This window comes from Streptomyces sp. NPDC005402, from assembly GCF_040606575.1.
In the GTDB taxonomy this organism is placed as follows: domain Bacteria; phylum Actinomycetota; class Actinomycetes; order Streptomycetales; family Streptomycetaceae; genus Streptomyces.
The window spans coordinates 55089-70077 of the sequence record NZ_JBEXFB010000022.1 but is presented as its reverse complement, the minus strand read 5'-3'; the positions used below and the strand labels follow the sequence as shown (position 1 = coordinate 70077).

The 14989-nt window shown below is 66.3% G+C and carries 15 protein-coding genes; 2 read left to right on the top strand and 13 right to left on the bottom strand.

The window, feature by feature from the left end; all coding sequences use genetic code 11:
- The first annotated feature begins 262 nt into the window (after positions 1-262).
- Positions 263-1645, top strand: coding sequence for a hypothetical protein (locus ABZT02_RS34250; protein WP_356024620.1), 1383 nt, complete (start codon positions 263-265; stop codon positions 1643-1645).
- Here the strand turns inward: ABZT02_RS34250 and ABZT02_RS34245 are convergent.
- The 3 genes from ABZT02_RS34245 to ABZT02_RS34235 form a co-directional block, all read right to left on the bottom strand.
- Positions 1642-2544, bottom strand: a complete 903-nt coding sequence (locus ABZT02_RS34245) for an aminoglycoside phosphotransferase family protein (protein ID WP_356024617.1) — start codon at positions 2542-2544, stop codon at positions 1642-1644. The genes ABZT02_RS34250 and ABZT02_RS34245 overlap by 4 nt on opposite strands.
- Complete coding sequence (locus ABZT02_RS34240; RefSeq protein ID WP_356024615.1) at positions 2541-2993, bottom strand: GntR family transcriptional regulator; 453 nt, start codon at positions 2991-2993, stop codon at positions 2541-2543. The genes ABZT02_RS34245 and ABZT02_RS34240 overlap by 4 nt, the downstream gene beginning before the upstream one ends.
- Before the next feature lie 228 nt (positions 2994-3221).
- Entirely contained in the window at positions 3222-4001 is a 780-nt protein-coding gene (locus ABZT02_RS34235) for a hypothetical protein (protein WP_356024612.1), read from the bottom strand.
- Positions 4002-4535: 534 nt separating this feature from the next.
- Between ABZT02_RS34235 and ABZT02_RS34230 the strand changes: the two genes are divergently transcribed.
- On the top strand, positions 4536-5642 hold the full coding sequence (locus ABZT02_RS34230; RefSeq protein WP_356024610.1) for an ATP-binding protein: 1107 nt from the start codon (positions 4536-4538) through the stop codon (positions 5640-5642).
- Between the two features lie 4 nt (positions 5643-5646).
- On the opposite strand, the gene ABZT02_RS34225 is transcribed toward ABZT02_RS34230, so the two are convergent.
- From ABZT02_RS34225 to ABZT02_RS34180, 10 genes are all read right to left on the bottom strand, one after another.
- Complete coding sequence (locus ABZT02_RS34225; protein ID WP_356024607.1) at positions 5647-7089, bottom strand: tyrosine-type recombinase/integrase; 1443 nt, start codon at positions 7087-7089, stop codon at positions 5647-5649.
- Positions 7086-7277 carry a helix-turn-helix domain-containing protein gene (locus tag ABZT02_RS34220; protein WP_101400676.1) on the bottom strand — a complete coding sequence of 64 codons (192 nt, stop codon included), beginning with the start codon at positions 7275-7277 and terminating at the stop codon, positions 7086-7088. The genes ABZT02_RS34225 and ABZT02_RS34220 overlap by 4 nt, the downstream gene beginning before the upstream one ends.
- A gap of 315 nt (positions 7278-7592) precedes the next feature.
- The gene (locus tag ABZT02_RS34215; protein ID WP_356024604.1) at positions 7593-9137 is read right to left on the bottom strand and encodes a YfjI family protein; all 1545 of its coding nucleotides are present in this window, start codon (positions 9135-9137) and stop codon (positions 7593-7595) included.
- A gap of 175 nt (positions 9138-9312) precedes the next feature.
- Positions 9313-10191: a bifunctional DNA primase/polymerase gene (locus ABZT02_RS34210; protein ID WP_356024602.1), complete on the bottom strand. Its 879-nt coding sequence runs from the start codon at positions 10189-10191 to the stop codon at positions 9313-9315.
- Positions 10188-10916, bottom strand: a complete 729-nt coding sequence (locus ABZT02_RS34205; protein WP_356024599.1) for a DNA methylase — start codon at positions 10914-10916, stop codon at positions 10188-10190. Before ABZT02_RS34205 ends, ABZT02_RS34210 begins: the two co-directional genes overlap by 4 nt.
- Before the next feature lie 84 nt (positions 10917-11000).
- Complete coding sequence (locus tag ABZT02_RS34200) at positions 11001-11480, bottom strand: hypothetical protein (protein WP_356024597.1); 480 nt, start codon at positions 11478-11480, stop codon at positions 11001-11003.
- Between the two features lie 19 nt (positions 11481-11499).
- A complete protein-coding gene (locus ABZT02_RS34195) occupies positions 11500-11967 on the bottom strand; it encodes a hypothetical protein (protein WP_356024595.1) in 468 nt (155 codons plus the stop codon).
- Positions 11968-11978: 11 nt separating this feature from the next.
- The gene (locus ABZT02_RS34190) at positions 11979-12173 is read right to left on the bottom strand and encodes a hypothetical protein (protein WP_356024593.1); all 195 of its coding nucleotides are present in this window, start codon (positions 12171-12173) and stop codon (positions 11979-11981) included.
- Between the two features lie 152 nt (positions 12174-12325).
- Entirely contained in the window at positions 12326-12577 is a 252-nt protein-coding gene (locus tag ABZT02_RS34185) for a hypothetical protein (RefSeq protein WP_280911340.1), read from the bottom strand.
- 141 nt (positions 12578-12718) lie between these two features.
- Positions 12719-14944 carry a cell division protein FtsK gene (locus tag ABZT02_RS34180; RefSeq protein ID WP_356024590.1) on the bottom strand — a complete coding sequence of 742 codons (2226 nt, stop codon included), beginning with the start codon at positions 14942-14944 and terminating at the stop codon, positions 12719-12721.
- Between the last annotated feature and the right edge of the window lie 45 nt (positions 14945-14989).

The window sequence follows — 14989 nt, the reverse complement described above, 5'->3', positions numbered from 1 at the left end:
CACCCGCTCAATGCGTGGTGTGTATTACCTACCACTCACGCTGACAGATCGATTCCGGGTCGTCAAGCGCTCTGACTTTTCGATCTCGGAACCGCCTGCCTCGCGGCGGTGACTCAACTGTCGCCAAGTGAAGGGAACTTCGGGAGCGTGTACTTGGGGGTGCACTCGTGCACTCCGACGTGCAAACCCCCTGCACCCCCGAACTGACCTGCGTAGAGTGACGTTGAGTCAAGCTGGGACTTCGGCCGCTCATGGGGGTTCGATGGCAGACCGGAACGCCAGGCTGGCCGCGCTGATGGTTGAAGGCGACTTCTCGAACAAGTCGCTGGCCCGTGCGGTAGTCGTCACCGGTACGCGCGCAGGTCAGGACACCACCTGTGATCACACCTACGTCAGTCGGTGGCTCAAAGGGGCCATCCCGCGAGGCGACATGCCGCGCTTCATTGCAGACGCCATCGGGCGCAAGCTGGGACGTCAACTCACGATTGACGACATCGGGATGGGTGACGCGTCGGTCTCAGCCATACAGCCCAACCTCGGTCTCGACTTCGCGGACCATCCCGAGACTGCGACCACCACCGTGGCCGACCTCTGGCGCGCCGACCTTGCCGACGCTGAGCCGCTGGTTCGCGCGCTGCCGGACTCCGCAGCTTGGAACGAGGCTTCCGTGAGGTGGCTCGTATCCCCGCCCGACGATGAACTCACGCGGTCCGGAAACCGGTCCGTCGGCGCCGTAGACGTGGAGATGATTCGCTCGACTGCCGACGCGTTCAGCATGCTTGACGGCAAGTTCGGTGGTGGCCACGCCCGGCGGGCGCTGATTCAGTACCTGCACACCGACGTTCGGCCCATGCTCGATGGCAAGTACTCCGACGCGGTCGGGAGGGAGCTCTACTCAGCGGTTGCCGAAGCACTCTTGCTCGCGGGGTGGATGTCGTACGACAGCGGCTTGCATGGCATCGCACAGCGGTATTTCATCCAAGCCCTTCGCATGACGCAGGCAGCCGGTGACCGGCTACTCGGCGGCAGCATCCTTTCCGCGATGAGCCATCAGGCCACCTTCGTAGGCCGATACCGCGAAGCCGCGACCTTGGCCCGTGCTGCATTCACGGGCCCGGCCGGCAGCCTCACGCCGACGCTGGCCGCACAGTTCCGCGCGATGGAAGCGCGGGCGCTAGCCCGCTTGGGAGACGAACGGGGGTGTGATCTCGCGCTGTCCGAGGCGGAACGGCAGCTGAGTCAACGCACGGCCGACAGTGATCCGGCGTACATCGCGTACTTCGATGAGGTGGAGTTGGCAGCCGAGTTCGGGCATTGCTTCCGTGACTTGGGGCGCTCTGTGCAGGCGACGGAGCGGGGCGCGGGCTCTATCTTTGGGGACGGCCTTAACAACCGGAGCGACTTCTTCGCAACCATGGTGCTGGCTGAGTCATACCTCGGTCAGGGCGAGATCGGCCGCGGCTTCGAAATCGCCCTCAATGCACTGCAACTCGGCCAGGGCTTGAAGTCTGCGCGCTGCGTGCAGTATGTACGGGAGTTTCACGGGCGCATCACAGACGACGTGAAGCGAGCAGCGGAATTCCGGGTATTCGCGGAACAGGCCCGCGGCTTCCGCCTCTGGCTAGAGATCGGCGCACAGTCCTAGAAAGGCGCCCAGTCGCGGCGCGAGCCTCCCGAGCGTAGCGTCTCGACACGCTTCTCAACTTCCTCAGCAGCGCGCGGATTGGTAGCAGCATTCTGGGAAAGCCAGGTGACCATCAGCAGTTCGCGCACGCTGCGCAGGACGGTGTACCCGGACCATTCCCGTACATCGAAGCCGTAGCTGTCCACAAAGTCGGCGTATTCGGCTGCTGTGTGCCACCCGAAGCTGTCGTAGTACATGGCCGTCTGCATAAGGTCCCACTCACGCGGACCGATCACGAAGCCGTCCAGGTCGATGACCTTCGGACGTCCCGCATCATCGCGCAGGACGTTGCCAACATTGAAATCTCCATGCAGGTGACCGGTCGGCAGGGCGAACGTTAGTCGCGCGTACTCGCTCTCCAGCTCTTCTGCCAGAGAGGCGAGAAAGGATGAGGTGCGCGACGGGATCGCGGCGCGCTGCAATCGCTGGGTCACCTTGTCGAAGGGTTGGAGTTCGGGGAGCGAAAAAGTCGGCGGCTCCAATTCATGGAGCCGCCGCAGCAATTCACCCATCTCTAGCGTACTCGCGTACGTGTCACCGTCGGCCAATCCCTCCCAGAAGGTCACCGGATGGCCGTCGACGACGACGGGTTGTTCGGCTTCCGTGACAAGCCTCGCAGCCGGGTATCCCTCGGCTGCGAGCCACTGAGCTACGGCCACTTCACGGCGGACGGACGGTAGTCGGTCAGGATTCCGACCGACGCGCGAAATGATCCGACCACAATCGATGCGAAAGACAGCATGGTCGCCAAACCTCTGCATCTCGATACCGTCCGGATCCACGTGGGCAACATCGCACGCCTTCCGCAAAATACTCTCGGCCGACACTGCGTCGAACTCAGTGCGCTCACCCGTGGTCATGCCTTGCGGTCCCCCTGCCCGATGGGAAGCGCGCGGACTTCCCGCCCGCGCGTCGCTCCTTTGCCGATGAGCCCTTGCCCTTCCATCTGCGCAATGGCAGAGCGGACCGCCGTCCGCGAAGCCTCGAACCGCTCGCACAGCTCCTTCTCGGTGGGGAAGGGGTCCCCCACCTTGACCCCGTCAGTCCGCAAGAGGTCCGTCACCTTCTCGACGAGCGGGCGCCTGTCGCCCGTCCCCACCACGTACCAGCCAGCCCCCTGCACGGACTCGATCACGCGTTTGCTCTTCAGGTCACCCAACGCACGCTCGATGGTGCTGCGGCTCACGCCGTAGCTCTCCATCAGCTTGGCTTGAGACGGCAGCTTCTCAGGGATTTTGCCCTTCTCGATCTGCTGACGTAGAGAATCCGAGACCTCTAGGTACGTGTCTCGCGGACTGGCCGGCGGCACCTAGCCTCCCCTTCGATGATCTCGCTTGGCAGCGGCTCACTGCTTCCAGCTTCCCACGATGGCCCACGGTCCACGTAGGGCGCCACAGGGAGTGTCCCACGTGTCCGACTGTCCGGTTAGAGCTCTGACCTGCACAAACAGATGGGACAGCGAGATTCGTCTGTGTCCCACCTGTCCGACCTGAGTACAGGGCTGCAACCCCCGCGGGGGTTGCAGCCCCTCCCGTCGCTATGGAGTAGGGGGAGTTACTGAAGCGAGCGTGTGACGTGCAGCCGCTGTGAACCGCTCGCGAGTACGCTCGCGGGCGTCCTGGTTGTGCTTCAGTTCATTGACGATGGCAGTTGCTTGGTCAAGGAACTCGGAAAACCCGTCGGTGTCCTCATACGCGCGGGAGATGGCAGCGTTGGCGAGTTCCTGGGCTCGATCGATACTCGCGAAAAACGCCGCCGCCCCTTGGGGAACTCCAGTGCTGCCATTTACCTCCGCCGTAATCTCTTGCGCCTGCCTTGCGACTTCGTCCAGTGCCTCCCTAGCGGCCGTCATGGCTGGCGCCGTGTCTGTCGTTATACGGTCATTGGTCGGAATGTATTCCTCTGTGAGTTTCAGCAGTTTGGTGGCTATATCCACGTCACGCCGCATGCTGTCGGCGAGTTCCTCCGCTGCACTCGCCACCTCGGCCGGTCCCAGGATTTCGATCCTCCGGGCACGCTCTGTCATGCGGTCGGCTGCTTCTTTCAGCGGGTTGAGCCTCGACGATTCCGAGTCTCCCGGCAAACCCACGGAGTTAACAATGCGAAGACACTCGTCCCAGGCTGCAAGGTAACTTTCGTACGCCTGAAGCCGCTGTTGCCGAAGCCAGTGGGCTTGATCGACGTCGGCTTGATCGCGAACTTGCTGCAAGGTGACCTGCGCACTGATCAAGGCCCCCTTCTTTGCCGCCCGCGCACCAACAACTGTGCCCACCAGTCCGAACACCGCAGCCACAAGAGCGAGAGCAAGTTCCTTCATGACCAGACATCATCGCTGCGACGGCCGTCAGGCGGAACAGGGCGCAGCGCCTCGCAGGGCGCCAAAGGTGGTGTCCCACCTGTCCGACCTGAGTACAGGGCTGCAACACCCCGGGGGTGTTGCAGCGCCTCATCTTGTCGCCTCCCGTCCGACCAAAGCAGCCGGAAGTGACCTCCCGCCCCTTGCTGGCGTGCGTGTGAGAGGCGTGTGAGCGAGGCGAAACCACGCACCCCGCGCGTCTCCCGTGCAGGTCAGGGCCATAACCAAGCATGTCATGCGCATGCTCTCCGGAGCCGTGTGCGCAGGTTCGAATCCTGCCGGGGGCACTCGCCTAGGAACAGCAGAAATCAAGCGCTGACCAGGGCGGATGCCGACATGAGAGAGCGGGACCCAGTCTCACTGGGTCCCGCTCTTTGTCGTTCATGCGCACTGGTCGCGATAGACCTGCGATAGGGACCCCGCCATAGCCCCAAAGACACCGCGACTGCTACAGGTGGTTGCTGCCAGCTCACTACGGCTCTACGAGGGGTTTCGTTGCAGAGGACTGTCCGCTTCGACAGGCAGGGCTACAGACTCATCTTCGGCGACACGAAGAGGCTGTACCGCGATGACGGCTTCACTCTCCACGCGTCAGAGTTGGCGTCCATTAAAGCCACGGATTTCAAAGCCGCAATGGCCAGCTACCTGAGCGATTGGGATGACGCGGTTGTCCAGACGTTGGTGGTAGATGGTGACTACGGCGAATTCGATGACGAATACAGCACTCCCGGCCCGGTGATGTTTGTCCAACAGCAAAACACTCTCCTGGTCCGCGTCGCCGTAGTCACGAGTGCCCACGAGGATGACGAAAAGGGTTCGCCCGAGCCGCTCTACAGATCGGCACTGCGCCCCTACCTTGCCCGCCACAAGGCTGCGCTGCACAACATCGAAATGGTAACCAACCGGGCTACCTCGCCGTGGATATGGGACATCGACATCGAATGCAGTATTCGCATGAGAAACCTAGAAGATCTGTATGAGATCGGCTACGGAGCTCTTGCCCTCGTTGATGCCTTCGAAAGCGGCCACCTCACACGAGAGACCACGTTGGACCTCCTCAGGGCCGGACATGCCGAAGTATTGGTGGGGCAGCCGGAGGGGCCTTGGCTCGATGTGAAAAGTAGCCACTATGACCTTGACTCGACGCAAGGGAAGATTTCCATTGCGCAGTCCGTCTCAAGGTTTGCCAACGCCGAGCTCGGCGGAATCGTGGTCGTCGGCATGAAGGGGAAGAAGGTCCCAGGCGGAGAACTGATACACAGCATTCATCCCGTCCCTGTCGACGGTAGAACGCTCCGCCGGTACCAGAGCGCCTTGGAGCACCACCTTTACCCACCACCGGACCTCTTGGATATTGAATGCCATGAAACCGATGGAAAGGGAATCGTGTTCCTTCACGTCCCCCCGCAGCCTGAAGAGCTGAAGCCCTTCCTAGTGCACGGTGCTGTAGTGGACGGCCAAGTGGAGGGAGCTTTCATCAGCATCGTGCGCCGCCGCGGTGAAGGATCCATCCCTATTACCGCTCCCGCCATCCACTCGACACTATCCGCCGGCCGCGCCCTCCTGAGGCGCGGCCAGATACCGGATCAACCAACCGATTAGCCACTCAGTCCGGCCAGTCGAGCTCGCGTTCAATCTTGTTGTTCATAACATCTTCCTGGCCGTAAATGCATCCCTCGTAGACGCGGTGGATCACCTCGGGTGAGTTGCCGACCCTGCGCGCCACCTCGGCGACTGGTACTCCGGCGTTCAGCCACGTTGTGATGCAGGTGTGCCGAAGGTCGTACGGTCGGCCCCCAAGGATGGATGCCTGAAGGTCCGGAGGGAGGGCGTACTCCCGAGCGTCCCGCCACACCCGCCAATAGGTACTGCTGCCGACGAGACCTCCCCGCTCATTCGTGAAGAGCCGCCCGTCCTTGGCCGTGCCGAACTCCTTCAGGTGGGTACGGAGCATGGCCACGAGCGGCGGGGGGATCGGGACCGGCCGGTCTTCCTTGGCCTCCCTCGACTTCAGGCCACGCTTGTCGTGGCGCTCTCCGCTGTCTGTCCATTGCTTGCCCGAAACGGGGTGCGTGTCGTGGAGCGTCAGAACGCCCCACCCCTTCTCTGGGAGGAAGCAATCAGCCTTCCTGAGACCCACAGCCTCACTCGGGCGGAGCCCCGCGAAGTACATGACCGCGTAGAAACCCACCAGACGTCGGCCCTTCTTGCGGTCCCAGGTCCCAACGTACGAGACCGACGCGAGGAGTTGGGCAGCCTGCGTCTTGTTCACGAGAACACGAGGGTCCACACGGTCCGATGAGGAACTCTTCACCCTCTTGAGGGCTGTGAGTGGGTTCTCCGTCAGAAGCCGGCGCTCGATGGCGTATTCAACCGCCGTGTTGAGCGCGCGCCGGCGACGACGGGAGGTCTCCCCCGCCGCTGGGGCGCCATCCAGTTTGAAGGAGATCCGATATTGAACATCACGGAGAATCTTCGGGTCTTCCAGCGAGGAGACGAGAAGCGATTTCTTGGAGATCCAACCGTAGGCGTCTTCAAGTTCCTCCGGCGGGTCAAGTTCGGCGTTCTTGGGAATGACCGCCCATCGGAAGGCGAGGCGCAGCTCTTCCGGTGACGGCATCTTCTGTTCTTGCTCCACCAGGGCCAGCGTTACCGCGGCGAGCCCGTCAGCGATTCCCTCGCGGGTCTTGGCCGCAGCGGTCGGCCAGCGCATCGCCATGTACTCGCGACAGAAGGCGAACCAGGGAAGTTCCTCACGGGCTTGCTCGGCACTGGCTTCAGCCCGTACCTCGGATTCAGGCAGACCGTCCGTGATGCGGAATGCCTCGCCACGGCGCATTGCCTGCCACAGTTCAGATCTGCGGCTCTCTGCGAGCGCCACCGTGGCGAAGGTGGCGCTACTGACCTTTCCTCCGACTTTCCAACGGAGCTGGTAGGGACGGGTCTTGCTCTGCGCCTTGGAAACCTTCCAAAGGCGAACGTCGAGCGAAAACCCGTCCGCGGCCGAGCGGTTGTTCTGCTCTGCCCCACTGTCGGTGTCCTTCGTCACGCGCTCTCCTCCAGCGTCTGGAGCCACCGACTCAGTTCGGACCGGCGGATGCGCACGGCGCCATTCGGGAGCTTGATGGACTTCGGGCCCTTCTTGTACTGCCGCCAGCGGTAGAACGTGGCTCGCGGTACGCCTATCTCTTCGATCACTTCGGGGATGGTCAGCATCTCGTCGCGGGGCTTGGCCACGACTCCTCCTCAGGCGAGAGAGTCAAGGGAAGGTGGTGGGACCAGCCGAGAGCCGCCACAGAAACCACGAAATACACAGAAACCCGGGATCGGTGGGTTGACCTGCGGCGATGCCGCGCGGTGAGTGCTGCCACAGAAATCGCCGGAGGTTCCACAGAAATAGGCGGCCGGACCAGCGGAGCCGGGGCTGGTCTATTTCTGTGGCTTCTCGGCAAGTTTCTGTGGCAGTGCTCCGGGAGCCCCTGACGTGGCGGTCTGCGCAGGTCAGGGGCTCACCCGGTTATTTCTGTGGTTCTGTGGTTTCTGTGGCTGGTCTCAGGCGGCCGGGTCGGTCAGACGGGGGTGGACCAGGTAGCGGGGCGAAGGCGGCCGGCCGCGTCCTCCGGTGCGCTGGACGGCTTGGGCGCGCACGTATCCGTGGTCTTCCAACAGGGCCAACACGGGGTCCAAGTCGTTGGCCGTGCGGAACTCGGAGCGGGAGAGCTTGACCATCAGGTCCCGCTTGCTGACCTCCCGCCACCCATGGGTGCGCAAGGCTTCCAGCACAGTGCGGGCCCGCTCGACGATCCGGTCGGCGCCCATCGAGTCGAACGCGGCGAGGCTGTGACTGATGAAGTACTCAGCCAGCGCGATCGCGTCGCGCATGGTCTCTTCCGCCACGGGCACGGTGTGCCCCTTGGTGAGGTGTTCGGCGAGGTGGAGCAGGGCGGCCATGCGGGCGGTGGCGCCAACCAGCTTGCCGCCCCAGTCGCCGATCTGCCCCATGATGCCGCCGCGGGCCTCCAGCATCGGTTCCACCCTCGCCTGGAAGGCGGTGAGGGTCGCGACCGCCTCGGGGCTGAGCTGGATGACGGCGGGGTCGGTCCACTCGGCGAGGAACAGCGTCAGGTCGAGAATGTGGCGCCGGTAGGTCTCCATCACCTGCTCGGGGATGGGGTCGGGCTCGATCTTGCGGCGGCCGACCAGCGACTCAGGAACCGAGTAGAGGAACCTGCCGAGCAGGCCGCGGCCCTTGAACCCGTCCTGGCGTCCGATGTCGTCCAAGACCTGTGGCTGGACGCACAGGCCCATGGTGAGGGCGGGGTGTTCGATGTATTCCTCGCGGGTCTGCCGGTCGACCTTGAGGCGGTCGCCGGCGTGGCCTTTGAGGAAGACGCCCATGTTGGGCTTGCCGGAGTAGCGGCCGGCGATGATGTCGAAGATGTCACCCTCAGCGGACATGACGGCGATCCTTCCGCCCTGCTCCGCCATGCGGGAGGTGACGGTCTCGGCGGTGGTGTCGTCGGCGAGCAACTGCGGTTTGACCGGCACGGTGACACTGTCCGCGGTCTGCGCCAGCGCGATCGCGGTGGCCACCAATTGATCCCGCTCGTCCGTGCTCGCGGATGCCGCCTTGGCGGTGGCTTTGTCGGCCGCTTCCTTGGCGAGGCGGGCAGTCATCTCGGCTTCCACGATGGCGGGTTGGATCAGTGTGCGCAGTTGCTGTTCCGCCTCGTACAGAGGATCGGTGAGCAGGCCGAACACGGCGGACTTCCGGTTGGCGGGCGGGAGCGAGACCACGACGTAAAGGTTGGTGGGCTCGCGCCAGTGCCCGCGCACCTGCACCACCGACCGGCCGCCGGCCGCCGTGGCGAGCACCGACAGGGCGATGCAGCCGGCGAGGTCGACGGGGGTCTGTGTCTCCTCGGCGACCGCGGCCACGAACTCCCGCAGCCAACCCGGCAGCGAGCCCACGGGGAACGCGGTGAGCTTGCGCGATCCGGCGAGGGGAACGGGGTCCTCCCACACGGGCGCGGGGGGCTCTTCCAGGGCGGACAGTCCGGCCCACAGGTCGGGGCTGTCCACAGGCTGTGTGGTCATGAGGCTGCCCTCCCTTCGAGGGGGTTCAGCGGGCGGCGGCCGTCGTCCCTGTGCGGGTCAGGACCAACGGCAGTGCGGACGCCTTCGGCGACGCTCTTTCGGTCGCCTACGGCCGCCCGCGATGGGCGCTGTACGGCGTTCTGAGGATCTTTGGGGGGAGTTCGGGGCTTGATGGTCACGCCGCACCCCTCTCGGCCGTCTGTTGGCCGTTGGTTACCGCGCGGTGGGCGTAGTCCTCGGGCACACCGACAGAGGCGGCCGCGGCGACGATCTGCCAGGCGATGGCGTCCAGCCCGCACGGTCCGGGGCACGCGGTGTGCTGCGCTGCCAGGAACCGGGCGACACCGAACGCCTGCGAGGCGGCCCCGGATTCGGTGCGGGCGCGCACCAAAGCGAGGCCGCGTTCGAGACCGGTGCGGATGTACTGCTCGGTGTGGCGGCATCCGGCGGCCACCGTCCGGTCCCACGTGGCGCGCTCGGGAAGGGAAGAGACCACCTCGCCGTGGGCGGGGGTGGTTTCTTCCTTCACCACCAGGGCGCGGACGGCCGCTGGCAGATCGGCCATGCGGCCGGTGCCGGGACCCAGCCAACGGGCGTAGGACATGTAGGACTTGATGTCGATGCCCGCCCGGACCGCGTTGTGCGAGCCCATGACACCCCGGTAGATCCAGTGCTCACCGCGCGTCGTCGCCACGGTCCGGGTGGCGGGCAGGCTCTCGTGGGCCCATGCGACGGCCGCCGCGTTGTCGAGGTCAACCACGGTCAGCCGCGCCCCTCCGGGGTGGTAGCTGACGCACGCGGCGCGCTCCCATGCTGCCACCCACAGAGGGGAGGTGATGACGTTCCGGTCGGTGGTGGCGGCGGCCCATGCATGGCACGGGGCGGGGCAGTGGCAGGTGCCCGCGCGCTTCATGTTCGGCCGACCGCCGCACACGTTCTTGGCGCATGCGCGGCAGTTGCCGAACGGCACCTTCCCGTCCCGAAGCGGCAGCACCGGCACACCGGCGTCCGCGAGGTGCAGCGCGGTGCGTAGATGCGTGTTCGCGGCGCTCATGCGACCGCCCCCAGCATTCCCGCGCCGGTGAGGTAGACGCGGCCGATGAACTCGGTGTAGGCGGGCGGGATCGCCTCGGTCAGTTCCTCGCGCACGTCGGTCCACGTGATGCCCATCGCAGCCTGAAGCTCCGGGACGGACGGCTTGCCGCCGCCGCTGCCGTACGCGGCGACGTAGGGACCGTGGAAGTACTCGCCATGCCGCCACCCGCGCACCCGCCCGCGGTGGGCAACGTGGGCTGGCTGCACGGCCGTCCAGCCGCCCAACTCGAAGTTGCGGTGCCGGATGACTCCGAGCCGGAACATCTCGCCGCACAGGGTGAGGTCTTTGCGGATCTCGGCGCGGCCGTTGGGTTGTTCGATCACGTACGGCAGGCCGGTCCTGTCGAGCAGGGCGCGGGTGGGCGCCACCAGGTCGACGTGGGCGCGGCCCCATCCCTGGGAGGCGTTCGTACCGACGGTCAGAGCGCATCCGTGCTGGCACGGCGGGGAGGCGTGGACGAACACGTACTGCTCGATCTCTCCGGAAGAGATGAGGGCGGCGAGGTAGTCGAGTGCGTCGCCCTGGTGGCACGGGAAGGGGTAGTTCGGTCGGTGGGCGATGTCGCATCCGTCCACGGCGAATCCGGCGCGGGCGTAGCCCACGGCCGCCCCGCCGGCGCACGAGAAGAGGTCCAGCAGGCGCGGCCGGAGACGGTCTCGCCTGATGGGGGTGGGTTGGGTCATGCTGGGGGTCTCCTGTTTCTGTCGAAGGGACGGAGAACCGGGGCGGTCGCGGTCTTTGGCGAGAGGCGACCGCCCCAGCCACAGCTACTGCTCGGCGGCGAGTGAGTGCGCGTACTGCTGGCGGACGTAGGTGCGGGGTTCGTAGAACGGGCCCGGCTGGTCCATGTCCAGCAGGAACACGGCCGCCGCGTCGGCGGCCGCGGTGGCATCGCCGGACGGGGTGTCGGGCTCGTCCAGGAGTGCGATGCGGTCCAGCAGGGCTGCCTTGCGCAGGTAGAAGTCACGCCCCAGCTCGGTGAAGCACTCGGTGGCGGCGAGGGTGCGTGCCGCCCAGCCGATCTCGCTGTTGATGCTGGGGGCGTTGGCGTACGCCTGCTCTGCGGTGAGCGAGGACTCGGTCTGCGCGGCGTCGGTGGGCTTGGACTCGGCGCGGGCGTAGAGGCGGTTCCGCTTGCGGTCGCGGGTGGGGTAGACGCTCACGGTGCCGACCGTGAAGGTGCGGTCCAGTGCGGCGACGATCGGTTCGGTTTCGGCGGGGTCGCAGATGACGCGGATCTCGAACATGGTTCTCCCATCGGGGTGTTCAGCCGTTGAAGTGGTTGCGCTTGAAGATGGCTTTGCGGATGTGGAAGGTGTTGCCGCCGCGGTGGCCCCTCGCGCTGAAGACCTGCACGGCGATCCAGCCGCCGAAGATGACGGCGGCGAGGATGATGAGCTGGTGGATGAGCGCGGCGAGGGCGGCGATGAACGTGGTGAGCAGGACCAGACCGCCGCACACGGCGCCGAACCCGACGCCTCCGAGGGCGATGTTCACCGCCGTACGCGAGACGGCCGGCTTGGTCGCGACCGGTTCGGGCTTGGCGGGCTCGATGGCGTAGCCGGTGACGACGCGGCCGTCCGGCAGGACGACGCTCGCCACGGCCGCGATGCTGCCGGACTGCACGACCGCGAGCGGCGCCGTGGGGGCGACGGGGGTGATCGGGGTGGGGACGTGGACTTCCACGGCCGCCGGCGTGTGCCTGTTGCGGCTGTAGGTGGTGGGTTCGTTCACGGGCTGTCTCCCTAGTTCCCGAGGGCGGACAGGGCGTCGGCGGACGCCTGCACGAGGTTGTGGATGGGCTCGTACGCGCCGGTGCCGGCGGCGAAGAACCCAAAGAGGAACAGCACGATGGCCGCGCCCCCTCCGGCGGACTTGGTCTTGACGGCGAGGGCGGACGCGGCGCCGAACAGCAGGACGGCGGAGATGCTGAGGATCACGGGGAAACTCGCTTTCGGGCGAGGTGGATGGGTGGATACGCTCCGCAGGCCCCGGGTGCTGGCAAGTTCGGGGCATTGACCGGCGACCGCGCCCACCTAGCTCCTGCTCGGAGCGGGGTCCGTCTCATGGCGGGCGGTCGTCCGTCTTCTCCTCAGCCGGTGCCGGAGCGGTAGATGCGGGCCCACCGGTTGTAGAGCCAGCGGCCGACGCGGATGCGCTTGCCGGTGGCCTTGCAGCGGCGGCAGTCCTTGCCGCGCTTCTGGCGGCCCTTGCGGTCGGTCTTCATCTGGAAGCCCCAGCCGTTGCACTTGCGGCAGTTGCCGAACGGCGAGGCAGCACACACAGCGACGTAACACAGAGTTACGCCGAGCAGGAGTGTGATAGCGAGCAGGGCAGGGGTCATGACGGGCCCTCCGGGGCGGTTTTCAGGGGTTTCCGCAGGTGGGCCGCTATGCGCTAGCGACCTGATCAGGGCTGGTTTGGGGCGCTAAGCGAGCCGCTAACGCTAGCGGGGTGTGCCGCTAGCGCTAGCGGCCCGCAGCGGTCAGCCCGCGTCCCGCTTTCCGTCACGCTCCGCAATCGCCGCGGTGATGTGGGAGCGGTCGACACCGCGCCGGTTGACGACCTTGCCGTCCACCCGGCGGCCCACCTGGATCGTGGACAGACCCCGCGGCTTCAGCGCGGCGGCGAGGGTCTCGGGCTCCCATCCGTCGTAGACCTCGGGGCGCAGTTCGGCGAGCCGCGCGACGACAGTCTCGGACCACACCTTGCTCTCCTTGACCGGGATCACTGCGAGGATGTCGGCGAGCAGGTCGTACGCGCTCGCCACGGTCTCCGGCTCTTCCCCGAGCGCGTGCCCGGACAGCAGTCCGGCCTTCTCGCGCGCCGTGCGGGCACGGGCGGCGATGCTGTCGGCGCCGGGGCCGTCGACGTAGACCGAGCCGACGATCCGGGCATCGGAGCCTTCACCGATGAAGTAGTGAATGCCCTTGTCACCCCAGCTGAACATGGTCGCCCGCACGCCCCGCTTGTAGGCGGACGTGCCTAGCACCATGTCGTTCTCCAGCTGGCCCATGACCTTCAGGCACCAGCGGGCCGACGCGTTGGCGGAAATCCCGGTGGGCAGTGCCTTGGCGTCGGGGCGCTGGGTGGCGAGCAGGAGCACGATGCCGGTGGCCGGACCGCGCTTGACCAGGTCGGTTGCGATCTCCTCGAACTCGTCCTTGTGCTTGGGGTGCTCGAAGAGCACCTGGCACTCGTCCACCCCGATCACGATGGGGTGCAGGCCAAGGGAGCGCTTGTCGGCGAGTTCGCTGGTCACCTTCGACTCCGGGCAGATGTCCCGCGGAAGCGAGCGGATCACCTTGGTACGCCGGCGCAGTTCCTCGCGCAGCGCCCGGAAGTCGTTCAGTGCGTACTCGATGGCGTCGTCATCGTCGCCCGCGGCGTGCCGGTGCGAGACGGCGTTGCCGACCGGGTCCAGGTCGCCGGTGCCCTTCATGTCGTAGGTGTGCAGTTCCGCCCGCGGGTCCAGCGCGGCGATGAGCAGGAGCAGGCGGAGCAGGAAGGTCTTGCCCATGCGCGGGATGGCGCCGATGATGCCCGCGATGTACATCAGGGTGACTTCGACCCAGCGTCCGCGCTGGTCGGTGCCGTAGGCGACGGGCTTGAACAGGTTCACCGAACCGCTGGTCAGCAGCGGCCACTTGGGCTTACGGGAGGTCGACATGTCCTGGTCGCCGACCCACAGCACGAGGTGTCCGGTGTGCTCGCTCGGCACCGCCTCGGGCCACACGCAGCCGAGCGGCCGGCGCAGACCGGAGGCGAGCCGGTCGCGCCGCTCGATGACGTCCGTGACCGTGACGCCGTAGGGGAGGTTGCCCTCCGCACGCCATCCGGGACCGTCGCGGGTGATGGGGGCGGTGAACTCGAACCCGTCCCGGCCCTTACCCTGTGCCTGGTTGATGGCAGGGATACCGAGCGAGCCGAGCGCACGCAGCACGATGTCACTGGTGAGCTTGACGGCCTTGGGGAGCTCCACCGCACGGTGGATGACCGGGTCGTCTGCCTTGCGGCCGGCGGCTCCGAGCGCCATGACGACCGCGCCAACCGACAGGGCCTGAAGCCAGTCGGGGGCCAGGACGTAGATGGCGAGCGCGGAGCCGAGCCCGATGAACATCGCGAGCACGGCGACCAGCGTCCGCAGTCGGACCCGTCCGTCACGCTGGCGCGACAACTTCAGGTACTCGGCAGCGTCCTCACGCCGGACTGCGGCGAGTCGGACCGGCTCGCCCTCGCGGTCGGCCACCCAACGCATGGTGGCACCCACGAACTTCGCGGCACCGGACGGCGCCTGAAGCGTGAGCCGTGCGGCGTAGACCGGAGACCGCAGCGCGTGATAGCCGACCGAGTGGGCGTAGTGGCGGGCCACCCATCCGGTGGCGGTCTTCAGTTCCGCCACGGACTTCAGCCACAGCGGAACGACCGGACGGCGCTGCGCGGCGAGCAGCCGACCGAGGTAACCCGGACCGGTCGCCTTGACGCTCGGAAGGTCGACCATCACGCGGGCGGTCGGATCGCCCGACTCGATACCCGACCGACTCGGGTCGGGGTCGGCCGACGGGTCGGCGTCGGGTCGGGTGGTCGGGTCGGCCGACTCGGTCCGGGCCGACCGTGCCTTGTCGAGGTCGACTACCTCGCCCCCGGAGTCGGCGGCCATGTCGGCTTCGAGGCGGTGGAAGAGTTCATTCTCATCGTCGGGGTGCTTCACTGAAGGTTCCTTCCAATGGGAGGCAGGGCGGGGTCCGGCCGACGC

What these genes read in the sequence shown, in the direction of transcription:
- ABZT02_RS34250 (WP_356024620.1), top strand. Translation starts at nt 263, where the DNA reads ATGGCAGACCGGAACGCCAGGCTGGCCGCGCTGATGGTTGAAGGCGAC.
- ABZT02_RS34245 (WP_356024617.1), bottom strand. Translation starts at nt 2,544, where the DNA reads ATGACCACGGGTGAGCGCACTGAGTTCGACGCAGTGTCGGCCGAGAGT.
- ABZT02_RS34235 (WP_356024612.1), bottom strand. Translation starts at nt 4,001, where the DNA reads ATGAAGGAACTTGCTCTCGCTCTTGTGGCTGCGGTGTTCGGACTGGTG.
- ABZT02_RS34215 (WP_356024604.1), bottom strand. Translation starts at nt 9,137, where the DNA reads ATGACCACACAGCCTGTGGACAGCCCCGACCTGTGGGCCGGACTGTCC.
- ABZT02_RS34210 (WP_356024602.1), bottom strand. Translation starts at nt 10,191, where the DNA reads ATGAGCGCCGCGAACACGCATCTACGCACCGCGCTGCACCTCGCGGAC.
- ABZT02_RS34205 (WP_356024599.1), bottom strand. Translation starts at nt 10,916, where the DNA reads ATGACCCAACCCACCCCCATCAGGCGAGACCGTCTCCGGCCGCGCCTG.
- ABZT02_RS34200 (WP_356024597.1), bottom strand. Translation starts at nt 11,480, where the DNA reads ATGTTCGAGATCCGCGTCATCTGCGACCCCGCCGAAACCGAACCGATC.
- ABZT02_RS34185 (WP_280911340.1), bottom strand. Translation starts at nt 12,577, where the DNA reads ATGACCCCTGCCCTGCTCGCTATCACACTCCTGCTCGGCGTAACTCTG.